The following is an 18780-nucleotide window of genomic DNA, read 5'->3' on the forward strand; positions in this document are numbered from 1 at the left end:
ATGAACTTCCTGCAACAATTAATGCTGCCACAATGGCTCAACGGTGCGTTGGAATCCTTGCTAAATTATTTGTTAAAACGCACCGCACATAGCGAAATTTATTTACGCAAACTTAACGGCAAGGTGCTGAAAATCAATGTGCAACAAATTGATTTTCCGATTTATTTTGTTTTTTCGCCACAGCGCATTGATCTGCTCAATCAATATGAAGGTGAAGTGGATTGTGCGGTGAATCTCAAGGCGCAGCTATTGCTACAAATGCCGAGCAAGCAGCAATTATCCGCCCACTTGAACGATCAATCCATTCAGCTACAAGGGGATTTGCAAGTCTTGCAAGATTTCACTGCCTTGTTGGAGTTTTTAGAAAAAGATCCTGCCGAACTGCTTTCCCCTTTTGTGGGTGATGTGGTAGCACAAAGTGCGGTGAATTTTTTGCGTAATTTTGCTCAGATGGCAAAAAGAAAATTGCAACAAAGCCAGCAATATTGGGGGGAGCGTTTAACGGAGGAGTGGGCAGTGATCTCGCCAAGCCTTGCCATTGCAGATTTTTGCGAACAAGTAAAAACGCTGGAAAAACAGACCGCACTTGTGGAACAAAAATTAGCTCAACTTGAAAAGAACCGAATTTAATCTGATGACTTTTAAAGATTTCAAACGTTTATACAAAATTATCCGCACTTTTTTAATTTACGGCATTGATGAAGCCTTGCCCCATAACGCCTACACGCGACCTTTGCGCTGTTGGCGAAAAACCTTATTTTGGTTACGCAATCAGCATAAAGATCTTGCCTTTGGCTTGCGTTTACGCCTTGCCTTGCAAGAACTCGGGCCCGTTTGGATCAAGCTCGGGCAAATGCTTTCCACAAGACGGGATCTGTTCCCACCTGAAATCGCTGATGAATTGGCATTATTGCAAGATCAAGTTGAGCCATTTGACGGCAAAATCGCTCGCGAACAAATTGAACAAGCCTTTGGGGGTAAATTAGAAACTTGGTTTGATGATTTTGATGAAACCGCGCTTGCTTCCGCCTCTATCGCACAAGTGCATACGGCAAGATTTAATGCCACACAGCCCCTTGCGGGGAAAGAAGTAGTGCTGAAAGTGCTACGCCCGAATATTCAGCCACAAATTGAAGCAGATTTAAGCTGGATGTATAAACTTGCCAGCTGGATTCCGCGTTTATCAAGTGAAGGGCATCGTCTGCGTGCGGTGGAAGTGATTCGCGAATATGAAAAAACCTTGCGTGATGAACTAGATTTACGCACCGAAATGGCCAATGCTATTAAGCTCAAAGCTAACTTTGCCGATAGTCCAATGTTGTATATTCCTGAAATGTATCAAGAATTTTGCTATCGCAATGTGATCACCATGGAGCGTATTTACGGCATTCCCGTTTCTGATGTGGAAACCCTAAAAGCCAACGGCACGGATATGAAATTGCTGGCAGAACGTGGCGTGCAAGTGTTTTTTACCCAAGTGTTCCGCGATAGTTTTTTCCATGCGGATATGCACCCAGGGAATATTTTCGTGAATCCACAACACCCTGAAAATCCACAATATATTGGCATTGATTGCGGTATTGTTGGGCGTTTGAACGATAATGATAAACGCTATTTAGCAGAAAGTTTTGTCGCCTTTTTTAACCGTGATTATCGCCGAGTGGCGCAAATGCACGTTGATGCAGGTTGGACGCCGCAAGATACCAATATTGATGAATTTGAACAGGCTTTCCGTGAAGTGTGTGAGCCGATTTTCGCCAAGCCCTTATCGGAAATTTCCTTCGGACAGGTATTGCTCAATTTATTTAATGTGGCGCGCGAATTTAATATGCAGGTGCAACCGCAGTTAGTGCTATTACAAAAAACCTTGCTTTACATTGAAGGCTTAGGGCGTCAGCTTTATCCGCAGTTAGATTTATGGGACACCGCCAAACCTTTCTTACAAAACTGGTTGGACGAACAAATGGGCGTGAAAGCCTTGGCAAAAAATTTAAAGGCTAGCCTGCCTTATATTACCGAGCATTTGCCGCAATTCCCCGCAGCCTTAATGGACGCGTTAAAACAGCAAACGCAAATTCGCCAACAGTTACACGAAATCAATAAAAAGTTGGCAAAACAGCAACGCTGGCCGAAAAAAGCCCTTGCGCTGATAATGGGAACGGTGCTGTTTTTAGGAACATTATGGCAATTTTCCGCCTTGCCTTTATGGGCAAATATCGGTTTATTAACGGGCGGTGGGGTACTTTGGCTTATAGCACTGATAATTCCATAGCCTTATAACTACAGGCAAAATGTGGCGATAAATCAATAAAATGTGAAATAATGCAAATTGTCTATTGTTCAAGATGAATAAAAAAGTTATATTTTGGCACGATTTCATTAAGTTAGTTATAGGAGTAAAAAAATGGGTTTAGGTGGCGTAAGTATTTGGCAATTACTCATTGTTTTGTTAATTGTATTAGTTTTCTTCGGCACAAAAAAATTGCGTAATGTAGGTTCAGATTTAGGGACTGCAGTGAAAGGCTTTAAAAACGCAATGAAAGATGATGAAACCGCTGCAGAGCCGAAAAAAATTGCCGATGACGCACAACAAGCGAAAGCGGAAACTGTAAAAGACAAAGAACAGGCATAATCCGTGTTTGATATTGGTTTTTCTGAATTACTGTTAATTTCTATTGTGGGCTTAGTGGTGCTAGGCCCTAAACGCTTGCCCGTGGCGATTCGTACCGTGATGGGCTGGGTTCGCACCATTCGTGGCTTAGCGGCGAATGTACAAAATGAATTAAGCCAAGAATTAAAATTGCAGGAATTACAGGAAAGCATCAAAAAAGCCGAACACCTTAATTTACAGCAACTTTCTCCTGAATTGAGCCAAACGGTGGAAGAATTAAAGGCTTCTGCGGAAAAAATTAAAGCCAATTTAGAAGAAAAAGCGGCAAGCACGCAAACGTCCTTTGAGCATCAAGTGCAAGAATTAAAAAGTGCGGTGCAAAATTCTGAACAAATTTCTCCGCAAGAAACCGCACATCACGACAGCCCTCAAAGTGATACATCAGCAGAAAATGCACTTTCCCCTGCGGATATGGCAGAGCTTGCCGAGCAAGATGAATCTCAATTGGAGCTAACCAGTGCGTACTATCCTGAAGATGATACCCTTGCTGATGTTGCCCCTTCAACAAAATCTCAATCAGAAAAAGCATAAAGGCATTTTATGACTGTTGAAGAAACCCAACCTTTAATTAGCCATTTACTTGAACTGCGTGATCGTTTGTTGCGTTGCGTGTTCGTGGTGGCGGTAGTCTTTTTAGGCTTGGTTTATTTTGCCAACGATATTTATAATTTTGTCGCCTCGCCATTACTCAGCGTAATGCCGTCAGGGGCGAGTATGATCGCAACCAATATCGCGACGCCTTTCTTTACCCCATTGAAATTAACGGGTGTTGTTGCGGTGTTTATTTCTGTACCATTCTTGCTTTACCAAGTGTGGGCATTTATCGCGCCAGCACTGTATCAGCACGAAAAACGCTTAATTTATCCGCTGTTATTTTCTAGCACTGTGCTGTTTTATTTAGGCGTGGCGTTCGCTTATTATGTGGTGTTTCCGCTCGTGTTTGGTTTTCTCACCAAAACCGCACCTGAAGGGGTTGCCATTGCCACGGATATTAGTAGCTACTTAGATTTCGTACTGACCTTATTTTTAGCTTTCGGCGTATGTTTTGAAGTGCCCGTGGCGATTATTTTGCTTTGTTGGTCTGGCGTTACCACCATTGATGACTTGAAGAAAAAACGCCCTTATATTATTGTTGCTTCTTTCGTAATTGGGATGCTACTCACCCCGCCAGATATTTTTTCACAAACCTTACTTGCCATTCCAATGTGTTTATTGTTTGAAGTAGGGTTATTATTTGCACGTTTTTATCGTCCGAAAGAAGACAAAGGCAACACCGATAGCGATAATAGCGAGAGTGAAGCACAACAACACAAAGAATAATTTCTTTCCAACCAGTTTTAGGGCGAACCAATGTGTTCGCCCGTTATCCTTATAACGAAAAGATTTTGGAGAATAATGATGACTCAACAAATTTTCACAGGCTTTCCTGCACGCCGTTTACGCCGTATGCGTAAGCACGATTTCAGCCGCCGCTTAATGGCAGAAAACAAGCTCACGGCCGATGATTTAATTTATCCGGTGTTTATTATTGAAGGTGAAAATTACTGCGAACCTGTGCCGTCAATGCCTAAAGTGGAGCGTTTAACCTTAGATCAGCTGCTTATTGAAGCAGGATTATTAGTGAAATATGGCGTGCCTGTAATCGCCTTGTTCCCTGTGATTGATCAAAGTAAAAAATCCCTGATGGCGGAAGAAGCCTACAATCCGAATGGTTTGGTACAACGTGCAGTCAAAGCGCTAAAAGCGGCGTATCCAGAATTGGGCGTGCTAACAGATGTGGCGCTCGATCCTTACACGGTACACGGACAAGACGGCATTATTGATGATGACGGCTATGTTCTCAACGACATCACCACTGAAGTGTTGGTGAAACAAGCCCTTTCCCACGCAGAAGCAGGGGCAGATATTGTCGCGCCAAGTGATATGATGGACGGAAGAATTGGCAAAATTCGCACCGCACTTGAAGAGAAAGGCTTTATCAACACGCAAATTATGGCGTATTCTGCCAAATATGCCTCGAATTATTATGGCCCATTCCGTGATGCGGTAGGATCCTCAGCCAATCTGAAAGGCGGCGATAAGAAAACCTACCAGCTCGATCCAGCAAACAGCGATGAAGGTCTGCAAGAAGTGGCATTAGACATTCAAGAGGGCGCGGATATGGTGATGGTAAAACCGGGAATGCCTTATTTGGATATGGTGTACCGTGTGAAACACCACTTTGGCGTGCCAACCTTTGCTTACCAAGTATCAGGTGAATACGCAATGCATATGGCGGCTATTCAAAACGGCTGGTTGAAAGAAAAAGAATGTATTATGGAAAGTCTACTGTGCTTTAAACGCGCAGGCGCAGACGGCATTCTCACCTATTTCGCCAAACAAGTAGCAGAGTGGATTTACTTAGAAAATCAAGGTAAATAGAAAGATAAGTAAATAAAAACTTACCATAAAAACACCGCACTTTATCTTGTTATAAACAGAAAGTGCGGTGTTTTTTTATCTAGTTTTATTCAATTCCAATCAGCTTGTGCGTTTGAATGCTCAACTGCCATTTCGGTTTATTCGGACGTTGATTTAGCAAGCCTAATTGTGTGATGGTGTGGAGCAAATTCATTTCGCCGTTGCTTTCACAAGGGGAAAGGTAGTAGTGCTGCGCTTGAATCTGGCTTTCGATTAACGCACAAAATTCTTGTACATCGGCATCTGCTACAATGCGCACTTCATTGGCTTGTGTAATACAACGTTGGCGATATTTCTGTGCATATTCTCGTTTCGGGCTGGTGGCAATGTAATCAATTTGCGCAGGAACAGGCTTTAATCCATTGGTTTCTATGGCAAGAAAATAGCCCTCTGCCTTAAGTTGATCAAGCAATAAGCCCAGTTGTGGCTGAATGGTGGGTTCGCCACCCGTGATGATAATATTTTTCGCCGAAAACGACCGCACTTTAGCTAAGATTTGCTGTAACGACCAGGGTTCAAAATCATTGTAGGGCGTGTCGCACCAAGGACAGGCCAAGTTGCATTTGCCGAAACGGATAAAAATGCTCGGCATTCCTGTATTTGCCCCTTCCCCTTGCAGGCTTTGGAAAATTTCTACAATGGGATAGCTTGGATTAGAAATCAATTCTGACATTAATCTTCCCGCCATTTATTTTCCCGATATTCACAAAATGAAGTAGGCGTTTCCCATAAGCGAATGGCGCTAATCGGCAAATGTGCGCTTAAGCGTTGAAAAATAAAGCGTGCCATTTCTTCTGCGGTGGTGCGAGTGGGCATTGCAAAGGTTTTGGAATTGAGATCTTGCAATAGCCGTGCAATTTGGCTTTCACGTTCGCTGGTTTCATCATAAATAAAGGCGTGATCCATTGGGGTGAGAATCTGTTCTTTTACGATCTGTTTGAGATCAGAAAAATCCATCACCATTCCTTTTTTCGCTCCGCTGGCGTGTAGTTCCCCTTGCACTTCCACTTGTAATTTATAAGTGTGGCCGTGCAGGTTTTGGCATTTGCCATCGTGTCCGTCCAACAAATGCGCCATATCAAAACTGAATTCTTTAGAAACTTTAAACATTTTGCACCGCACTTTTTTGTTGTAAATATTCGTCCAAGCCTTTATTGCGTAATACGCAGCTTGGACATTCGCCACAACCACCTTCCACGCCTTGATAACAAGTGTGAGTATGATTGCGAACATAATCCAGCGCACCTAGGCTATCTGCCAACGCCCAAGTTTGCGCTTTGGTGAGATACATCAACGGCGTGCGAAGATTAAAATTGTAATCCATCGCTAAATTCAGGGTAACGTTCATTGATTTGATGAACACATCACGGCAATCAGGGTAGCCACTGAAATCCGTTTCGCACACGCCCGTGATAATGTCAGAAATACCTTGCCCTTTGGCATAAATGGCGGTGTAAAGCAAAAATAAGGCGTTGCGCCCGTCCACAAAGGTGTTTGGCAGCTCGTCTTTTTCTTGCTTGATTTCTGCGTTTTCGTTCATTAGGGCATTTGAGGTGATCGCTTTGATCACAGAAGTATCAATGAAAGTTTGTTTTACCCCAAGATCTTGTGCGATCCATTTGGCTTTTTCTAATTCAATGGCGTGGCGCTGACCGTAATGAAAGGTTACGGTTTCCACATTTTCTACGCCATAATCGGCAATGGCTTGAATTAAGCAGGTGGTGGAATCTTGCCCACCAGAAAAGATAACAACCGCTTTGCGATTGTGATTTTTGAATGTTGTCATAAGATGTCCTAGTTTTTTTGCGTGGGAGGGTTGCGAACCACGGTTACAGCTGAATTTGATTCAGCCAACGAAATAAGGGCGGTATTGTACAATAAAGGCGGGCTTAGACAAAGAAAAAGCCCGCAAAAGTGCGGGCTAAAATGGAAAAGTTTTTAGTTAAATGAATCTTTTAGGCGTTCCTCGGCACGGCGAGATTCACTTTTATGTTGCAATTTATTGAGTTGGCGTTCGAGTTTTTCTTCTACTTCATTAATTGCTTTGTACATATCCTCCGATTCGCTACTTGCGAACAAATCACCAAATGGCGTGCCGATAGAAGCCTCCACCGCAAAGCCTTTTGGTACTTTATTTAAAATGAAATGAGGATTAATGAGTTGAGTTTGCCATTTTCCTAATTTAGCAAGTCTTTCTTCAATGTGAGTGCGGATTGCAGGGGTGATGTCCATTTGTTTGCTTGTGATATTTAGAGTCATAGCATTTACCTCTTATTTGATGATAAGTATTTCTACTTAGGATTGAAAGGTCCATCTACAACATAGCCCCGTTGCCAATTTTTTTCAAGCCTTTTTTCATTTATTTGCGTAAATTTTCCACAAATGCAAGCAAGAAAAAAGCGGGCTTTTTATTGCCCGCTTTGGTTATTGATGAGAGATTATTTTTTATATTGATAAGTACCATTTGCCTGACGAACAAAGGTGCTACCGTTCGCTAAGCGAAGCTGTTCAACACGGCCTTGCGAATTGAGTGAAACCTGTACTTTATCACCGGGTTTAAAGCTGCTTAACGCATTGCCTGCACCGTTCGCTTTTGTCATCGCATTCACATCAGAAATATTTAGATTGTTATCGCGGAAGACTTGCATAAGCGAAACGCCTTGTGGAATAGTGAGGGTTTTGCTTGTGCCTGCAGTTTTGCTTGTAGCTGGTTTTGCTTCCACCACAGGAACTTTTTTCTCTGCTTTAGGTTCAGCTTTTTTCACGCTTTGTGCTGTTTGCGCTTTGCTTTCTGTTTTTGCTTTGCTCGCAGCAGGTTTTGTTGTTTGTGTTGTTGCTTTTGCCACAGGTTTCGCCTGTTGTTTAGGTTGTTGGACAACAGGTTTAGTTTGTGCTACTGCTTTTGTTGTTTCTACCGCTTTTTTCGGCTCAACTGGGACAGGTTGTGGTTTGGCTACGGCAACAGGTTGTTCTGCTTGCGTTGTAGTTTGAGCGGCTGATTGCGCTGTTGCGTCATTGTTTTGCGCATCGCTGGCATTATTTTCTGCACTTGTCGTTGCTGTTTGAGCATTCTCACTGCCACTTTGTGCGTTTTGTGCATCTGCTTGCTGTGTTGGTTGTCCTTGGTTTAAGTTATCCAACACATTATTTTCCATTGGCTGTTCTTGATTGAGCGATTGGAACTGCGTTGGAATGCTGTTTGACGGCTGTTCAAACGCATTGACGGTATCTGAACTTGGTTTTAACCAAGAGATAATCAATAAAATGATCACCGCCAGTAATAACACGATGAAAATACGGCGATATTTTGGTGGAATGAAACCTAAAATAGCCCAACGTTCAGGCTTATTAAGATTTCTGCTGATCGGCTCATCTTGCGTTTGTGTACTTTGTTCAACAATCACTTCTTCTGTTGTGCCATTGTTTTCTACCAATACTTCGCTTTCGCTTGTTTCAACTGTGTTGGTTTCTGTTGAAGTCCCTTCTTTTTTGCCTAACGAACTCACCATTTCTTTTGCTTTATCAAGTAAAGAAGGTTCTTGGCTAACTGGTTTTTTAGGGGTAATCGGTTCCATTTGATTAAATTCTAAATCAAGTTCACTTTGCGCCTTGTTGGCTGCGTTATTTTCTGGTTTATGTTGTTCAGTCACAGTTGATACCTTATGTTAATAAAAGCACTAAAATAAAGTGCGGTGCAAATTTTGCTTATTTTAAAGGATATTTTGCCATTGTTCCATTAGCAATTAGGCAGAATATAAAGTTTTATTTGGTTCATTGGCAATTTCGCGTGCTAATTTCGGCACTAAATAGCCTGAAGTGAGCTTTTGTAATTCTTTGTAAATTTCCACCGCACTTTCATCATCAAGATAAAAATGGCTCGCGCCCTCCACTTTATCAAACAAATGCAAGTAATAGGGCAGAATGCCAATGCGGAAAAGTTGCTCGCTCAAGGCTTTTAGGGTATAGGCGTTGTCATTTATATTCTTCAGCATAACTGTTTGGTTAAGCAAGGTTACGCCCGCATTTTTCAGCTTCGCCATTGCGTGCGCCAAATGTTCATCAATTTCATTGGGGTGATTGATGTGAGTAACCAGCACCGTTTGTAAGGAGGATTGTGCCAGCAGTTCGCAAAGTTTGTCAGTGATACGCTGCGGAATCACCACAGGCAAGCGGCTGTGAATGCGTAAACGTTGTAAGTGCGGGATTTTTTCTAATTGTTTTAGCAGCCATTCTAACTCGTGATCTTTCGCCATAAGGGGATCGCCGCCAGAGAAAATTACTTCATCAATTTCTGAATGTTGCGCAATATAGTCTAAGGCTTTCTGCCAATTTTTTTTATTGCCCTTGTTTTCAGCATAAGGAAAATGGCGGCGGAAACAGTAGCGACAATTAATTGCACAGCTATTTTTTACCATAAATAACAAACGGTTGTGATATTTATGTAAAATATTTGGCGCAGCTGTATGCTGTTCTTCTAAGGGATCTTTGCTAAATCCTTCCGCTTGCACAAATTCTAAATGAGACGTCATTGCCTGCAAAAAGAGTGGATCATTCGGGTTGCCTTTTTCCATTCGTTCCACAAAAGGCAAGGGAACACGCAACGCAAACAGCTTGCGGGCCGCAAAATCTTTTTCAAAAAGAGAAAGAGGAAGATTTAAGTGTTCTAACAAGACTTTTGGATCAGAAATGGCATTCGCAAGATGATCTGCCCAATTTTCTACTTCTCTAATGGGGATATTTCGGGTTAAAATACGCACTTTTAAAAACAATCTCTTTTTATTTGAGGATAATATGGCTACATATACTACCACTGACTTCAAACCAGGTCTAAAATTTATGCAAGATGGCGAGCCTTGCGTGATCGTTGAAAATGAATTTGTAAAACCAGGAAAAGGTCAAGCCTTTACTCGTACTCGCATTCGTAAATTAATTTCTGGTAAAGTGTTAGATGTAAACTTCAAATCAGGCACTTCTGTGGAAGCGGCTGACGTAATGGATTTAAACTTAACCTATTCTTACAAAGATGACGCTTTCTGGTACTTTATGCACCCAGAAACCTTTGAACAATATTCAGCAGACGCGAAAGCGGTGGGCGATGCAGAAAAATGGTTATTAGACCAAGCAGATTGTATCGTAACCCTATGGAACGGTGCACCAATTTCTGTAACCCCACCAAACTTTGTGGAATTAGAAATCGTGGAAACTGACCCAGGCTTGAAAGGTGATACCGCAGGTACAGGTGGTAAGCCAGCTACATTAAGTACTGGTGCAGTAGTGCGTGTACCATTATTCGTACAAACAGGCGAAGTCATCAAAGTAGATACCCGTTCTGGTGAATATGTTTCGCGTGTGAAGTAATTTTCAGTGTAAAGCAAATACAAAAAATCCGTACAACAGTACGGATTTTTTATAGCCTTGTTTTTGCCTCTTTGTAAGCTTGCCTGTTCTCTCGTTTACCGATAGCCACGACAAAAACAACCACTTGCTCATCTTGAACTTGATAAATCAAACGGTATCCCGCATTGCGTAGTTTTATCTTATAGCAATCAGGAAAATGACTAAGCCGATTGGCTTCAATGCGAGGATTACGCAAAATCTCAGCCAATTTTTTCTTAAATTGTGCTTTTATATTTTCACCAAGTTTACGCCATTCTTTTAACGCCCTTGGATCAAAAACTAGCTCATAGCTCGTCTAAGCTAACCTTAATGCCTTTTTCGGGGTGGGCTAGGCGATGACGAACAGTTTCGAGCAATTCAAGATCTTCATCATTGACTAACACAGTTTGAATAGGAAATTTATTATTTTGCGCTACATATTGGAATAGTAATCTTACCGCTTCACTTGGCGTCAGGTTCATTTTCTGTAATGCCGCATAAGCTTCTTGTTTTAGTTCATCATCAAGACGAATATTAAGTGTTGCCATTTTTCCTCCTTCTATTTTGTAATAATTGTAATGCTATTTTGCATTACGCACAATAACAACAAGATAAAGAAAAAGTGCGCTGGAATTTTTCACTGCACTTTATTATTTACTCATCATCTTGTAAGAAGTGATAAATTGGCACAATGGCAGCGCCGATGGAAATATCTTCAAATTTTATTTTTGAGGCACTGAGTTGTGCTGAAGTGCGGTTGATATTTTGCACTTGTTCTGCATTTTTAACGTAATCAATTAGTTGATTGATTAGCGTTTGGGGCAACATTCCTGTTAGGGCGATTACTTTTGGATCAAGCCACGCAATGGCGGAGAGAATGAGCGATAACACTTGGGGTTGGCTATGTTCAAGCCAAGTTTTTACCGCTGAGTTGTCGAGTAGGCTAGCGTTCTGATTTTCTTCGCCAAGTTTTTCTTTCAGATCTTTCCAACTTGGGCGTGGGGAGCCATAAGGAAATAATAAGCCGATTTCCCCTGCATTGCCGAAACCGCCACGAATTAATTTGCCTTGCGAGATAATGCCCGCCCCAATGCCAAAATCAAGACTAATCACCACCATATCTTCAATATCATTCCATAATCCCGAATAATATTCCCCAAGTGCCACCGTGTTGATGTTGTTCTCAATATGGCAGGGGTAGCCGAGTTTTTCGCTGAATACGTTGGCTAGGTTCGGGATATTTTGTAATAACGGAAACCAAGGGGACGAAATGGATTGATCGGCCAATAGGTAGCCAGAAAGAGAAAAACCGATGCCGAGAATTTTTGCTTCAGCGAGAAATTTTTTGTCTAAAAGTTGCTGAAGTGCGGTGCGAATTTGTTGGCATAATTCATCAAATTGCACGCTATTGTGGTAAACATAGCGTTCATTGGCAATTTTATTGCCAATAAAATCCACGATTGCGAGCTGAAATGAGTTATCCGAAAAGGTGATGCCAATCGAGCAACAAGCGTTGGGATTTAAGGTTAAATGAAAAGAAGGCGTTCCCCGTTTTTTTACCATTTTCTCCGTTTCTTTAATTAAGCCAAGAAACAGCAGTTTGCGGCAATATTGCGTTACCGCCCCAGGGGTTAAACCCGATAAGGCGCTTAATTCCTTGCGTGAAGGGGAATATTGACGTATGAGGCGTAATAACAATTTTTCGCTGGATTTTAAATTGAATACGGAATTTTCTTTTTTCATTTTGTTGTCTTTATGAAATAAAAGCCTCACTTTGCGCTCAGAGAGGCTTATCACTCAATGTTACTTTAACTCGCACAACGAAAAGTGCGGTGTTATTTTAAGGCGTTTTCAACGGCTTGGTAAAAATCGTCCATTTTGCATAAACCTTGCGCATTGGTTGGGCAATCTTCAAGCTGTAAGGTTATACGATTTGGCGGATTTGTTAAAGAGAGTTTTGTGCCGTTGCGTAATTGATCAATGGTTTGATAAACATATTCCACTTTCATAAAGGCTTCGCCTTTTGCGTTCACCCATTTCTCAAATGCCACTTTACCACTAATTGGCGTGGTTTCTAGCTGATCGGGCAGATGATAAGGTTTCACTTTCAATAATGGTAAGAGCGAGCCAACATTGGAATCATGTCCGACTAATAATACCACTTTGGCATTGCGAGCTTTTTCAATGTAAGGGTGTTGATAACCATAATCTTTGAAGCTGTTTTGAATAAAGGTGAGCAATGGCGTTGCGGCTTCTTTTGCCATTACTTGTGTGCCGAATAATAATTGGTTGTAACGCTCTTTTATATCAACAATTTTTTTCCAGCTTTCTTGATTATCAATGCGTCCCCAAGCGACTTCTTTAGGTGGGAAGCCTTCGTAATATTGCAGTAAGAAGCTATCTGCTGCACCTGTGCCATCGCGTAATGCACCTGTGGTTTTAGGGGATTTACCTTGGGTGAAAGTGAGCGTATTGGCTTCTTGGTCTAAATTACATAATTGTTTTTCTTGGCATAATGGCGATTGTTCTTGATTTAAGGCTGTCGCAAGGGCGTTGAAATTACTTTGTAGATGTTTGTTGAGTTGTGCAAACCCACCTTCGCCCACTAATTCATCTACCGCCTTGCGTGCTTTTTGTTCAAAGGCTTTATCTACTTTGCTGCGAATCACGGGATTAAAAGTGTTATCCATCGTGTTATATTCGCCTAGATAATTGACTCTTATTGCACAATGTGAATAAGCCCCTTTCGCGAAACTTACGCCAGTATCAATGGTGCGTGGACGAGCATTGGTGTAAATAAAGAGATCGTCTTTCGGGCATTGTGAGGAAAGAATTCCCGTTTGTTGCAACCATTCAGACCAGTACGCTGCGAATAATTTTTCTAATCTTGCACCTTTAGCGGTGAGGTAGCCGGTTTTATCCTGCCATTTTACCCATTGATAAGGGGTAGCTTGGGATAAAATGCTCTCTTTACCAACTAAGGGCGTGCGAATTCCGTGTCGGCTGAAAATCACAATTTTTTCTAATTGCAGCGCTTGTGCTTGGTGATTGTCTGGCACATTAGGTGCAGCATTAAGATTGGTTGGATAAAACAGCGAACAGCTAAGTAAGCTAACTAAATTAAGGCTTAAGGTGAGTTTTTTCATAGAATGTCCTCCAATATTGAGAGAAAGGAAGGGGCATTATTTGCACTAAATGCCATAAAAATTGCAAAATTTTTAACCGCACTTTTGCAATAACAACGTTAAATCTAAATGGATTTTGTTGCAACAATAATCAAAAAAAGAGAGAAAAAAATGAGTTAAGGTAGAACCTTAACTCATCAATAATGTTATTTGGCGATCACTTCTTTGGTGAAATCAGCAATAGCGGCTTTGCTCCAATCTAGTGGGAAGAATGGAATATCCGCTTCGCCCACTTCGGCATTTAATGGGCGGATACCAAAATGGTCGGCTAATTTTTGTTGCGTTTCAGGTGAAACTAGCCAGTTGGTAAACACTAAACTTGCCGCAGGGTGTGGGGCATTTTGTGCGACAACAACCACATTACCGCCGCCCGGCATACCAAATTTTGGCACATAGAATTTCAATCTTGGTGTTACCGCACCTTGTTTTTGCAAGCTGAACAAGTGATCTTGCCAAGCGGAAACAATATCTAATTCGCCATCATTTAAGCGTGTTAAGCTGTCCGCGTTCGAGGCGGTGCGTACCATATTTTGTTTATTTTGATTGAACCAATCCCAAGTGCTTTGCCATTTTTCGGTTTGAGCTGCGTCAAAAGGTGTGTTTTGATAATCATAATTACCACTGATGTTGAGCAAGGCTTGGAAAATAAAGGCTTTGCCCGAAGCCCCACCATTTGGATCAGCATAACCAAATTTTTTCGGGTGAGTTTGAATATAGTTCACGGTTTCTTGCCAGCTTTGTGGTAACTGATCTTCTGAAACCCGTAATGGATCATAGGCAAAGCCTGTTTGGTTGCCCCAAAAGCCCATTGCTTGATTGCCAAATTTCACTCCTTGCAAAGCGTGGTTGGCTTGAGCGAAATTAGGCAAGCTGTTGAGATTTCGTAACACATCATTTTTCTGCACGATAGGATAGTTATCTGCCGCAATGGCGATCACGTCCATTTTCCCTTTACTAAGGGATTTTTCAGCGATCAGCTTATTCATATTACCGTCTAAAGTGCCTTCAGGAATTTTCACTTTGATGCCATAGGTTTTTTCAAAATCTTTGACAAAAAGACGGAATTGCGGTTGTAAATACCACACGCTAAAGGTTACCGAGCCTTCTTGTTTAGCTTGCGCCACAATCTCTTCCCAGCTTTTTTGGCTGAGATCTTGGGAAGCCGAAACGGACAGGGCGGTGGTTAGCCCTAAACTGATTAATGCGGTTTTGATAAGACGAGTTTTCATCATTGTTTCTCCTCTGGTGGAAATCAGGCTTTGCCTGTGGATTGTGATAAATAGTTACCTTTCAATAAACGCTCGATAATGAGTAACAAGATAACATTCGGAATTAATAAGATAATCGACACCACCGCCGCATTCGGTCGGATAAAGGAATACCCTAAGAAAGAATACAAAATGGTTGGCACAGTAATGAAATCAGGCGAGCCGATAACAAAAGAAATACTAAATTCCTCAATACTTTTCACTAAACAGAAAATAATAGAGGCTAAAAACGCAGGCTTGAGCATCGGCAGATACACATCTTTAAAGGTGGTGAGTTTTGACGCACCAAGATCACGGCTGGCATCAATTAAATCTTGTGGCACGGCGGAAAAGCCCGAAGATAAAATACGAATGGCATAAGGCAAGGTCATTACCGTATGCCCGATAATGATGCCGATCATTGGATTGTTAATATTTAACTGAATTAACACCGCACTAAAGAATAGCGCAATGATCATTCCTGGGATCACTAAAGGAATTAAGGTGATGAGTTCGGCAATTTTTTTACCGCGAAACTCCATTCGTCCAAAGGCATAAGCCGTTGGCAAGGCAAGCGTGATGGCGATTAAAGAAACAATCGGTGCAATGGTATAGCTATTCAACATTGCTTCTTTCAGGGCGGTGTTTTCCCACACATAATGCCAACGCTCAAAAGACAGCACAGGCGGGAAAATATCGGGATAGCTCCAAGGATGTTGTGGATCAACAAGCGACCATAATCCTGCCATTAGGAACGGCAAAACGAGCCAAACAAAATTTACTACCACAAAAAAGATCAGCACAATGCGGTTGATTAAACGTGTGTTTTTGCTTTGTATTTTGTTCATTTTACCGCTCCTCGTTTAACAGATAATGGACGAATAATCAGCGTAATTAAAATAGAAGCGAGTGCAGAGGTGAGCATAATCACCATCGCTAACACCGCACTTTGGTTCCATTCTTCAAATTCATAGGCGCTCATTTGCATAAAGCGAGCTAGCGAATAGGTATCGCGTGGGCCGGCAATGCTATAAAAGGCGAAATCCCCCAATGCACCGATAAAAATCAAAATAAAGGAAACTTGTACCGCACCCAGTGTGAGAGGGAAGATCACATAAATAAAACGTTGCCAACTGTTTGAACCCAGATTTGACGCCGCATCAAAGAGATCACTTTTCAGAGAATTCACCGCACCGCCAACAAGAATTAAGGCGAAAGGAATATTTTTCCACATTTGCAAAATCACAATGCCCCAGCCAAAGCTATCATTTTGTAGGGATTTTGGTTCTTGCCAAATGCCGAGCCAAACCAGTGTTTCGTTTAAAATACCGTGATAGGAAATCATATTCATAAACAAAAAGGCGGCTACCAAGCCCGGCACAAGCATCGGCATACGGAAAAAGGTGATGATAAATTCTTTGCCTTTCATTGGGTTGCGTAGCCATAAGGCGATAGGGTAGGCGACCAAAATCGACAGCAACGCCCCGAGGAAGGAAACCCGCACGGAATACCAAAAGGATTTATGAAAAATCGGGTTGCTCAGCACCTCTTGCCAGTAATCTAAGGTGAAATGCGAGGGTTCGCCATACATATTTTGTAAGCCGAAACTTTGTGCCACCACTAAATAAAAGGTTGAACCCATTAATAATAAAATCGTGCCAAGCCCTGTGCTTAACAGTAGCCAAGCCTTGAGATCTTGTTTTACCGATTTCATACTGCCTCCAAGAAACGAATGGCATCACGCGCGAGGGTGAAAAATAATTCTTCTGATTGATTTAACAACGGCGAAAATTTGGTTAATTGCAACCGCACTTTCTCATTTGGCAAACCTGAAGTTACCAAGCCTTGCACTTCAGTCATATTGCCCATAAAGGCGGTTTGTAGCACTTTGACGCTAAATTTATTTTCCACGTTGCTATTTGGCTCACAAGGGATTGCATCTTCAGGGCGGAAACAAATATAAATATTCTCAGCCACAGGCTTATGGGCTGATTGCACAATGAATTTGCCCCATAAGGAATCCACTTGATAGAGATCATCTTGCCAATGTTTAACGTTCGCTTTAGTAATGTTTGCCACGCCAATAAAATCGGCAATAAAGCGATTTTTTGGTTGGTAATAAATTTCTTGCGGTGTACCTACTTGCTCAATTGAACCCTTGTTTAGCACGATGATCTTATCTGACATTGATAAGGCTTCCGCTTGATCGTGGGTAACATAAATACTGGTAAGATTGTATTGATGAGAAAGTTGTTTAATTTCAAAACGTACACTTTCGCGTAATTTCGCATCAAGATTTGAGAGCGGTTCATCAAATAAAATTACATCAGGACGCGTTACCATTGCGCGCGCAAGGGCGACACGTTGCTGCTGACCACCCGAAAGCTCAGAAGGTAATTTTAGCTTTTGGGTTTCTAAATCCATTTGTTTTAATGCCACATTTAAGCGTGCAATTTGTTCATCAATAGGAATTTTCTTTTGCTTTAGCCCATAACAAATATTGTGTGAAACATTCAAATGGGGGAACAACGCATAAGATTGGAAACACATCGCCGTGTTACGCTTTTCTGGTGGAATGTTATTCACGGGGCGATCGCCAATCACAATCTCCCCTTCATCAGCACGATGAAAGCCTGCAATCAATTTTAGTAACGAGGTTTTTCCGCAACCACTCGGGCCGAGCAAGGTAACAAATTCCCCTTCTTCAGCACTAAACGAAATATTATTTGCTGCATAGAAATCACCAAATTTTTTGGTGATATTGCGTAATTCTAGTTTTGCCATAATCGATTCCTCCTCGATGATAATTTTGTGGATACTCTAAACTAGAAGATAAAGCGCGATCAATTACAATTTAAAAAATAAACTCATTTAAGTTTGTTTTTGTGAGTTCGATCACGAAAATTAGATATTTATCCCTGTTATTTGCGATAGTATTTGCGTGATGTTTCTATTATCTCTAAAATGAATTTAGTTTTTAAAATGAATTAAAAGAGAGGTTAAAAATGGCATTTGAATTTAACGTTACAGAGAAAGGCTTGATTTTGGCGAACAGCCATCGCGGTTACAGTGCTAAGTATCCAGAAAACACAATGCCCGCTTTTATCGGCGCATTAGAGGCGGGAACACATAGCATTGAACTTGATATTGCAATGACAAAAGATGAAAAAATGGTGGTTATCCACGATTTTTCGATCGAACGCGTTTCTAACGGTGAAGGTTATGTGGAACAAATGACTCTTGCTGAGCTACAACGCTATGATTTTGGTGAAAAGTTCTCACCTGAATTCAAAGGTACGCACATTGTGGAATTAGAAACCGTGTTGAAATGGGCATTAGAAAATAATGTCGGTTTGATTGTAGAAGCCAAACAACGCCGTAATCATCAGCGTTTTGCCGAAGTGCTGGCAGAGATTTTGCAACGCACCAACACAGTAGAGCAAATTTTATTATTGGGTTTTGATCACGTTTTAATTAATAAAGTCAAAGCATTATTACCAGCATTGCGTTTACAAGTGGTTACCCTCGCACGCTATAACGATCAGCTCAGTGCGGTGTTGGGATCAAATGCCAGTAGCGTTTGCGTGGAATACCACTATGTTGGCAAAGAAGATTTAATTGCCTACAAAAAAGCAGGGCTGTCAGTGAGAATGTATCTGCACGAATCCAAAGAAATCCCTGTGCTAGAAATGTATAATCAAAAATATGGTTACGATACCGAAAGTGAAATCATTCAATGGTTAAGTGAAGGCTTGATCGATATGCTCAGCCACGATGATATTCCGTATCTTAAATCATTAATTGAAAAAGCGGGAAAAGTGCCTTATTGATGTTTTGAATT

At 41.5% G+C, this 18780-nt stretch carries 21 protein-coding genes, 1 pseudogene and 1 riboswitch; of the genes and pseudogenes, 8 read left to right on the forward strand and 14 right to left on the reverse strand.

Going from position 1 to position 18780, the window contains the following annotated elements:
- The 6 genes from DYC50_RS04055 to hemB all read left to right on the forward strand — a co-directional run bounded on the left by DYC50_RS04055 (position 1) and on the right by hemB (position 5092).
- Positions 1-630, forward strand: coding sequence for a ubiquinone biosynthesis accessory factor UbiJ (locus tag DYC50_RS04055; protein WP_115249096.1), 630 nt, complete (start codon positions 1-3; stop codon positions 628-630).
- Between the two features lie 4 nt (positions 631-634).
- Positions 635-2272 (forward strand): ubiquinone biosynthesis regulatory protein kinase UbiB, encoded by a 1638-nt coding sequence (gene ubiB / locus DYC50_RS04060; RefSeq protein ID WP_115249097.1) that lies wholly within the window; start codon positions 635-637, stop codon positions 2270-2272.
- Positions 2273-2404: 132 nt separating this feature from the next.
- Positions 2405-2632: a Sec-independent protein translocase subunit TatA gene (gene tatA, locus DYC50_RS04065; protein WP_115249098.1), complete on the forward strand. Its 228-nt coding sequence runs from the start codon at positions 2405-2407 to the stop codon at positions 2630-2632.
- 3 nt (positions 2633-2635) lie between these two features.
- The gene (gene tatB, locus DYC50_RS04070; protein WP_115249099.1) at positions 2636-3202 is read left to right on the forward strand and encodes a Sec-independent protein translocase protein TatB; all 567 of its coding nucleotides are present in this window, start codon (positions 2636-2638) and stop codon (positions 3200-3202) included.
- A 9-nt stretch (positions 3203-3211) separates the two neighbouring features.
- The gene (gene tatC / locus DYC50_RS04075) at positions 3212-3991 is read left to right on the forward strand and encodes a twin-arginine translocase subunit TatC (RefSeq protein WP_115249100.1); all 780 of its coding nucleotides are present in this window, start codon (positions 3212-3214) and stop codon (positions 3989-3991) included.
- A gap of 78 nt (positions 3992-4069) precedes the next feature.
- On the forward strand, positions 4070-5092 hold the full coding sequence (gene hemB, locus DYC50_RS04080) for a porphobilinogen synthase (RefSeq protein WP_115249101.1): 1023 nt from the start codon (positions 4070-4072) through the stop codon (positions 5090-5092).
- Between the two features lie 85 nt (positions 5093-5177).
- Here the strand turns inward: hemB and DYC50_RS04085 are convergent, their stop codons facing one another.
- The 6 genes from DYC50_RS04085 to epmB form a co-directional block, all read right to left on the reverse strand.
- Positions 5178-5804, reverse strand: a complete 627-nt coding sequence (locus DYC50_RS04085; protein ID WP_115249102.1) for a 7-carboxy-7-deazaguanine synthase QueE — start codon at positions 5802-5804, stop codon at positions 5178-5180.
- Positions 5804-6241 carry a 6-carboxytetrahydropterin synthase QueD gene (gene queD, locus DYC50_RS04090; RefSeq protein WP_115249103.1) on the reverse strand — a complete coding sequence of 146 codons (438 nt, stop codon included), beginning with the start codon at positions 6239-6241 and terminating at the stop codon, positions 5804-5806. The genes DYC50_RS04085 and queD overlap by 1 nt, the downstream gene beginning before the upstream one ends.
- On the reverse strand, positions 6234-6917 hold the full coding sequence (gene queC, locus DYC50_RS04095) for a 7-cyano-7-deazaguanine synthase QueC (protein ID WP_115249104.1): 684 nt from the start codon (positions 6915-6917) through the stop codon (positions 6234-6236). Before queC ends, queD begins: the two co-directional genes overlap by 8 nt.
- 2 nt (positions 6918-6919) lie before the next feature.
- Positions 6920-6964, reverse strand: a riboswitch (PreQ1 riboswitch).
- Positions 6965-7069: 105 nt separating this feature from the next.
- Positions 7070-7390, reverse strand: coding sequence for a ribosome-associated translation inhibitor RaiA (raiA, locus tag DYC50_RS04100; RefSeq protein ID WP_115249105.1), 321 nt, complete (start codon positions 7388-7390; stop codon positions 7070-7072).
- A gap of 179 nt (positions 7391-7569) precedes the next feature.
- Positions 7570-8781 carry a LysM-like peptidoglycan-binding domain-containing protein gene (locus DYC50_RS04105; RefSeq protein WP_245934863.1) on the reverse strand — a complete coding sequence of 404 codons (1212 nt, stop codon included), beginning with the start codon at positions 8779-8781 and terminating at the stop codon, positions 7570-7572.
- A gap of 93 nt (positions 8782-8874) precedes the next feature.
- Positions 8875-9900, reverse strand: a complete 1026-nt coding sequence (gene epmB, locus DYC50_RS04110; protein WP_172459065.1) for an EF-P beta-lysylation protein EpmB — start codon at positions 9898-9900, stop codon at positions 8875-8877.
- Between the two features lie 22 nt (positions 9901-9922).
- On the opposite strand from epmB, the gene efp reads away from it, so the two are divergent.
- Positions 9923-10489 (forward strand): elongation factor P, encoded by a 567-nt coding sequence (efp, locus tag DYC50_RS04115; RefSeq protein WP_103854617.1) that lies wholly within the window; start codon positions 9923-9925, stop codon positions 10487-10489.
- A 49-nt stretch (positions 10490-10538) separates the two neighbouring features.
- Here the strand turns inward: efp and DYC50_RS04120 are convergent.
- The 8 genes and pseudogenes from DYC50_RS04120 to DYC50_RS04155 all read right to left on the reverse strand — a co-directional run.
- A pseudogene (locus DYC50_RS04120) lies at positions 10539-10820 on the reverse strand (type II toxin-antitoxin system RelE family toxin); the annotation flags it as partial.
- Entirely contained in the window at positions 10813-11055 is a 243-nt protein-coding gene (locus DYC50_RS04125) for a type II toxin-antitoxin system RelB/DinJ family antitoxin (protein WP_115249106.1), read from the reverse strand. The pseudogene DYC50_RS04120 and the gene DYC50_RS04125, both read right to left, overlap by 8 nt.
- 106 nt (positions 11056-11161) lie before the next feature.
- Positions 11162-12250: an ROK family protein gene (locus DYC50_RS04130; RefSeq protein ID WP_115249107.1), complete on the reverse strand. Its 1089-nt coding sequence runs from the start codon at positions 12248-12250 to the stop codon at positions 11162-11164.
- Between the two features lie 92 nt (positions 12251-12342).
- Positions 12343-13653 carry a histidine-type phosphatase gene (locus DYC50_RS04135; protein ID WP_115249108.1) on the reverse strand — a complete coding sequence of 437 codons (1311 nt, stop codon included), beginning with the start codon at positions 13651-13653 and terminating at the stop codon, positions 12343-12345.
- 185 nt (positions 13654-13838) lie between these two features.
- Positions 13839-14921: an extracellular solute-binding protein gene (locus DYC50_RS04140; RefSeq protein WP_115250153.1), complete on the reverse strand. Its 1083-nt coding sequence runs from the start codon at positions 14919-14921 to the stop codon at positions 13839-13841.
- Between the two features lie 23 nt (positions 14922-14944).
- The gene (locus tag DYC50_RS04145) at positions 14945-15787 is read right to left on the reverse strand and encodes an ABC transporter permease (RefSeq protein WP_115249109.1); all 843 of its coding nucleotides are present in this window, start codon (positions 15785-15787) and stop codon (positions 14945-14947) included.
- Complete coding sequence (locus DYC50_RS04150) at positions 15784-16653, reverse strand: ABC transporter permease (protein ID WP_021461277.1); 870 nt, start codon at positions 16651-16653, stop codon at positions 15784-15786. Before DYC50_RS04150 ends, DYC50_RS04145 begins: the two co-directional genes overlap by 4 nt.
- Complete coding sequence (locus DYC50_RS04155) at positions 16650-17723, reverse strand: ABC transporter ATP-binding protein (RefSeq protein ID WP_115249110.1); 1074 nt, start codon at positions 17721-17723, stop codon at positions 16650-16652. Before DYC50_RS04155 ends, DYC50_RS04150 begins: the two co-directional genes overlap by 4 nt.
- Before the next feature lie 221 nt (positions 17724-17944).
- Here DYC50_RS04155 and DYC50_RS04160 point away from each other — a divergent pair, with 221 nt between their 5' ends.
- Positions 17945-18769: a glycerophosphodiester phosphodiesterase gene (locus DYC50_RS04160; RefSeq protein ID WP_115249111.1), complete on the forward strand. Its 825-nt coding sequence runs from the start codon at positions 17945-17947 to the stop codon at positions 18767-18769.
- The last annotated feature ends 11 nt before the right edge of the window (positions 18770-18780 follow it).

Source organism: Avibacterium avium, assembly GCF_900454535.1.
GTDB lineage: Bacteria > Pseudomonadota > Gammaproteobacteria > Enterobacterales > Pasteurellaceae > Avibacterium > Avibacterium avium.

Excerpts from the sequence above, each read along its gene's own strand:
- queC (WP_115249104.1), bottom strand. The coding sequence starts at position 6,917 with ATGACAACATTCAAAAATCACAATCGCAAAGCGGTTGTTATCTTTTCT.
- efp (WP_103854617.1), top strand. The coding sequence starts at position 9,923 with ATGGCTACATATACTACCACTGACTTCAAACCAGGTCTAAAATTTATG.
- DYC50_RS04130 (WP_115249107.1), bottom strand. The coding sequence starts at position 12,250 with ATGAAAAAAGAAAATTCCGTATTCAATTTAAAATCCAGCGAAAAATTG.
- DYC50_RS04085 (WP_115249102.1), bottom strand. The coding sequence starts at position 5,804 with ATGTCAGAATTGATTTCTAATCCAAGCTATCCCATTGTAGAAATTTTC.
- DYC50_RS04155 (WP_115249110.1), bottom strand. The coding sequence starts at position 17,723 with ATGGCAAAACTAGAATTACGCAATATCACCAAAAAATTTGGTGATTTC.
- raiA (WP_115249105.1), bottom strand. The coding sequence starts at position 7,390 with ATGACTCTAAATATCACAAGCAAACAAATGGACATCACCCCTGCAATC.
- DYC50_RS04125 (WP_115249106.1), bottom strand. The coding sequence starts at position 11,055 with ATGGCAACACTTAATATTCGTCTTGATGATGAACTAAAACAAGAAGCT.
- DYC50_RS04150 (WP_021461277.1), bottom strand. The coding sequence starts at position 16,653 with ATGAAATCGGTAAAACAAGATCTCAAGGCTTGGCTACTGTTAAGCACA.
- queD (WP_115249103.1), bottom strand. The coding sequence starts at position 6,241 with ATGTTTAAAGTTTCTAAAGAATTCAGTTTTGATATGGCGCATTTGTTG.
- DYC50_RS04135 (WP_115249108.1), bottom strand. The coding sequence starts at position 13,653 with ATGAAAAAACTCACCTTAAGCCTTAATTTAGTTAGCTTACTTAGCTGT.
- DYC50_RS04145 (WP_115249109.1), bottom strand. The coding sequence starts at position 15,787 with ATGAACAAAATACAAAGCAAAAACACACGTTTAATCAACCGCATTGTG.
- DYC50_RS04055 (WP_115249096.1), top strand. The coding sequence starts at position 1 with ATGAACTTCCTGCAACAATTAATGCTGCCACAATGGCTCAACGGTGCG.
- hemB (WP_115249101.1), top strand. The coding sequence starts at position 4,070 with ATGACTCAACAAATTTTCACAGGCTTTCCTGCACGCCGTTTACGCCGT.
- ubiB (WP_115249097.1), top strand. The coding sequence starts at position 635 with ATGACTTTTAAAGATTTCAAACGTTTATACAAAATTATCCGCACTTTT.
- DYC50_RS04140 (WP_115250153.1), bottom strand. The coding sequence starts at position 14,921 with ATGAAAACTCGTCTTATCAAAACCGCATTAATCAGTTTAGGGCTAACC.
- tatC (WP_115249100.1), top strand. The coding sequence starts at position 3,212 with ATGACTGTTGAAGAAACCCAACCTTTAATTAGCCATTTACTTGAACTG.
- tatA (WP_115249098.1), top strand. The coding sequence starts at position 2,405 with ATGGGTTTAGGTGGCGTAAGTATTTGGCAATTACTCATTGTTTTGTTA.
- DYC50_RS04160 (WP_115249111.1), top strand. The coding sequence starts at position 17,945 with ATGGCATTTGAATTTAACGTTACAGAGAAAGGCTTGATTTTGGCGAAC.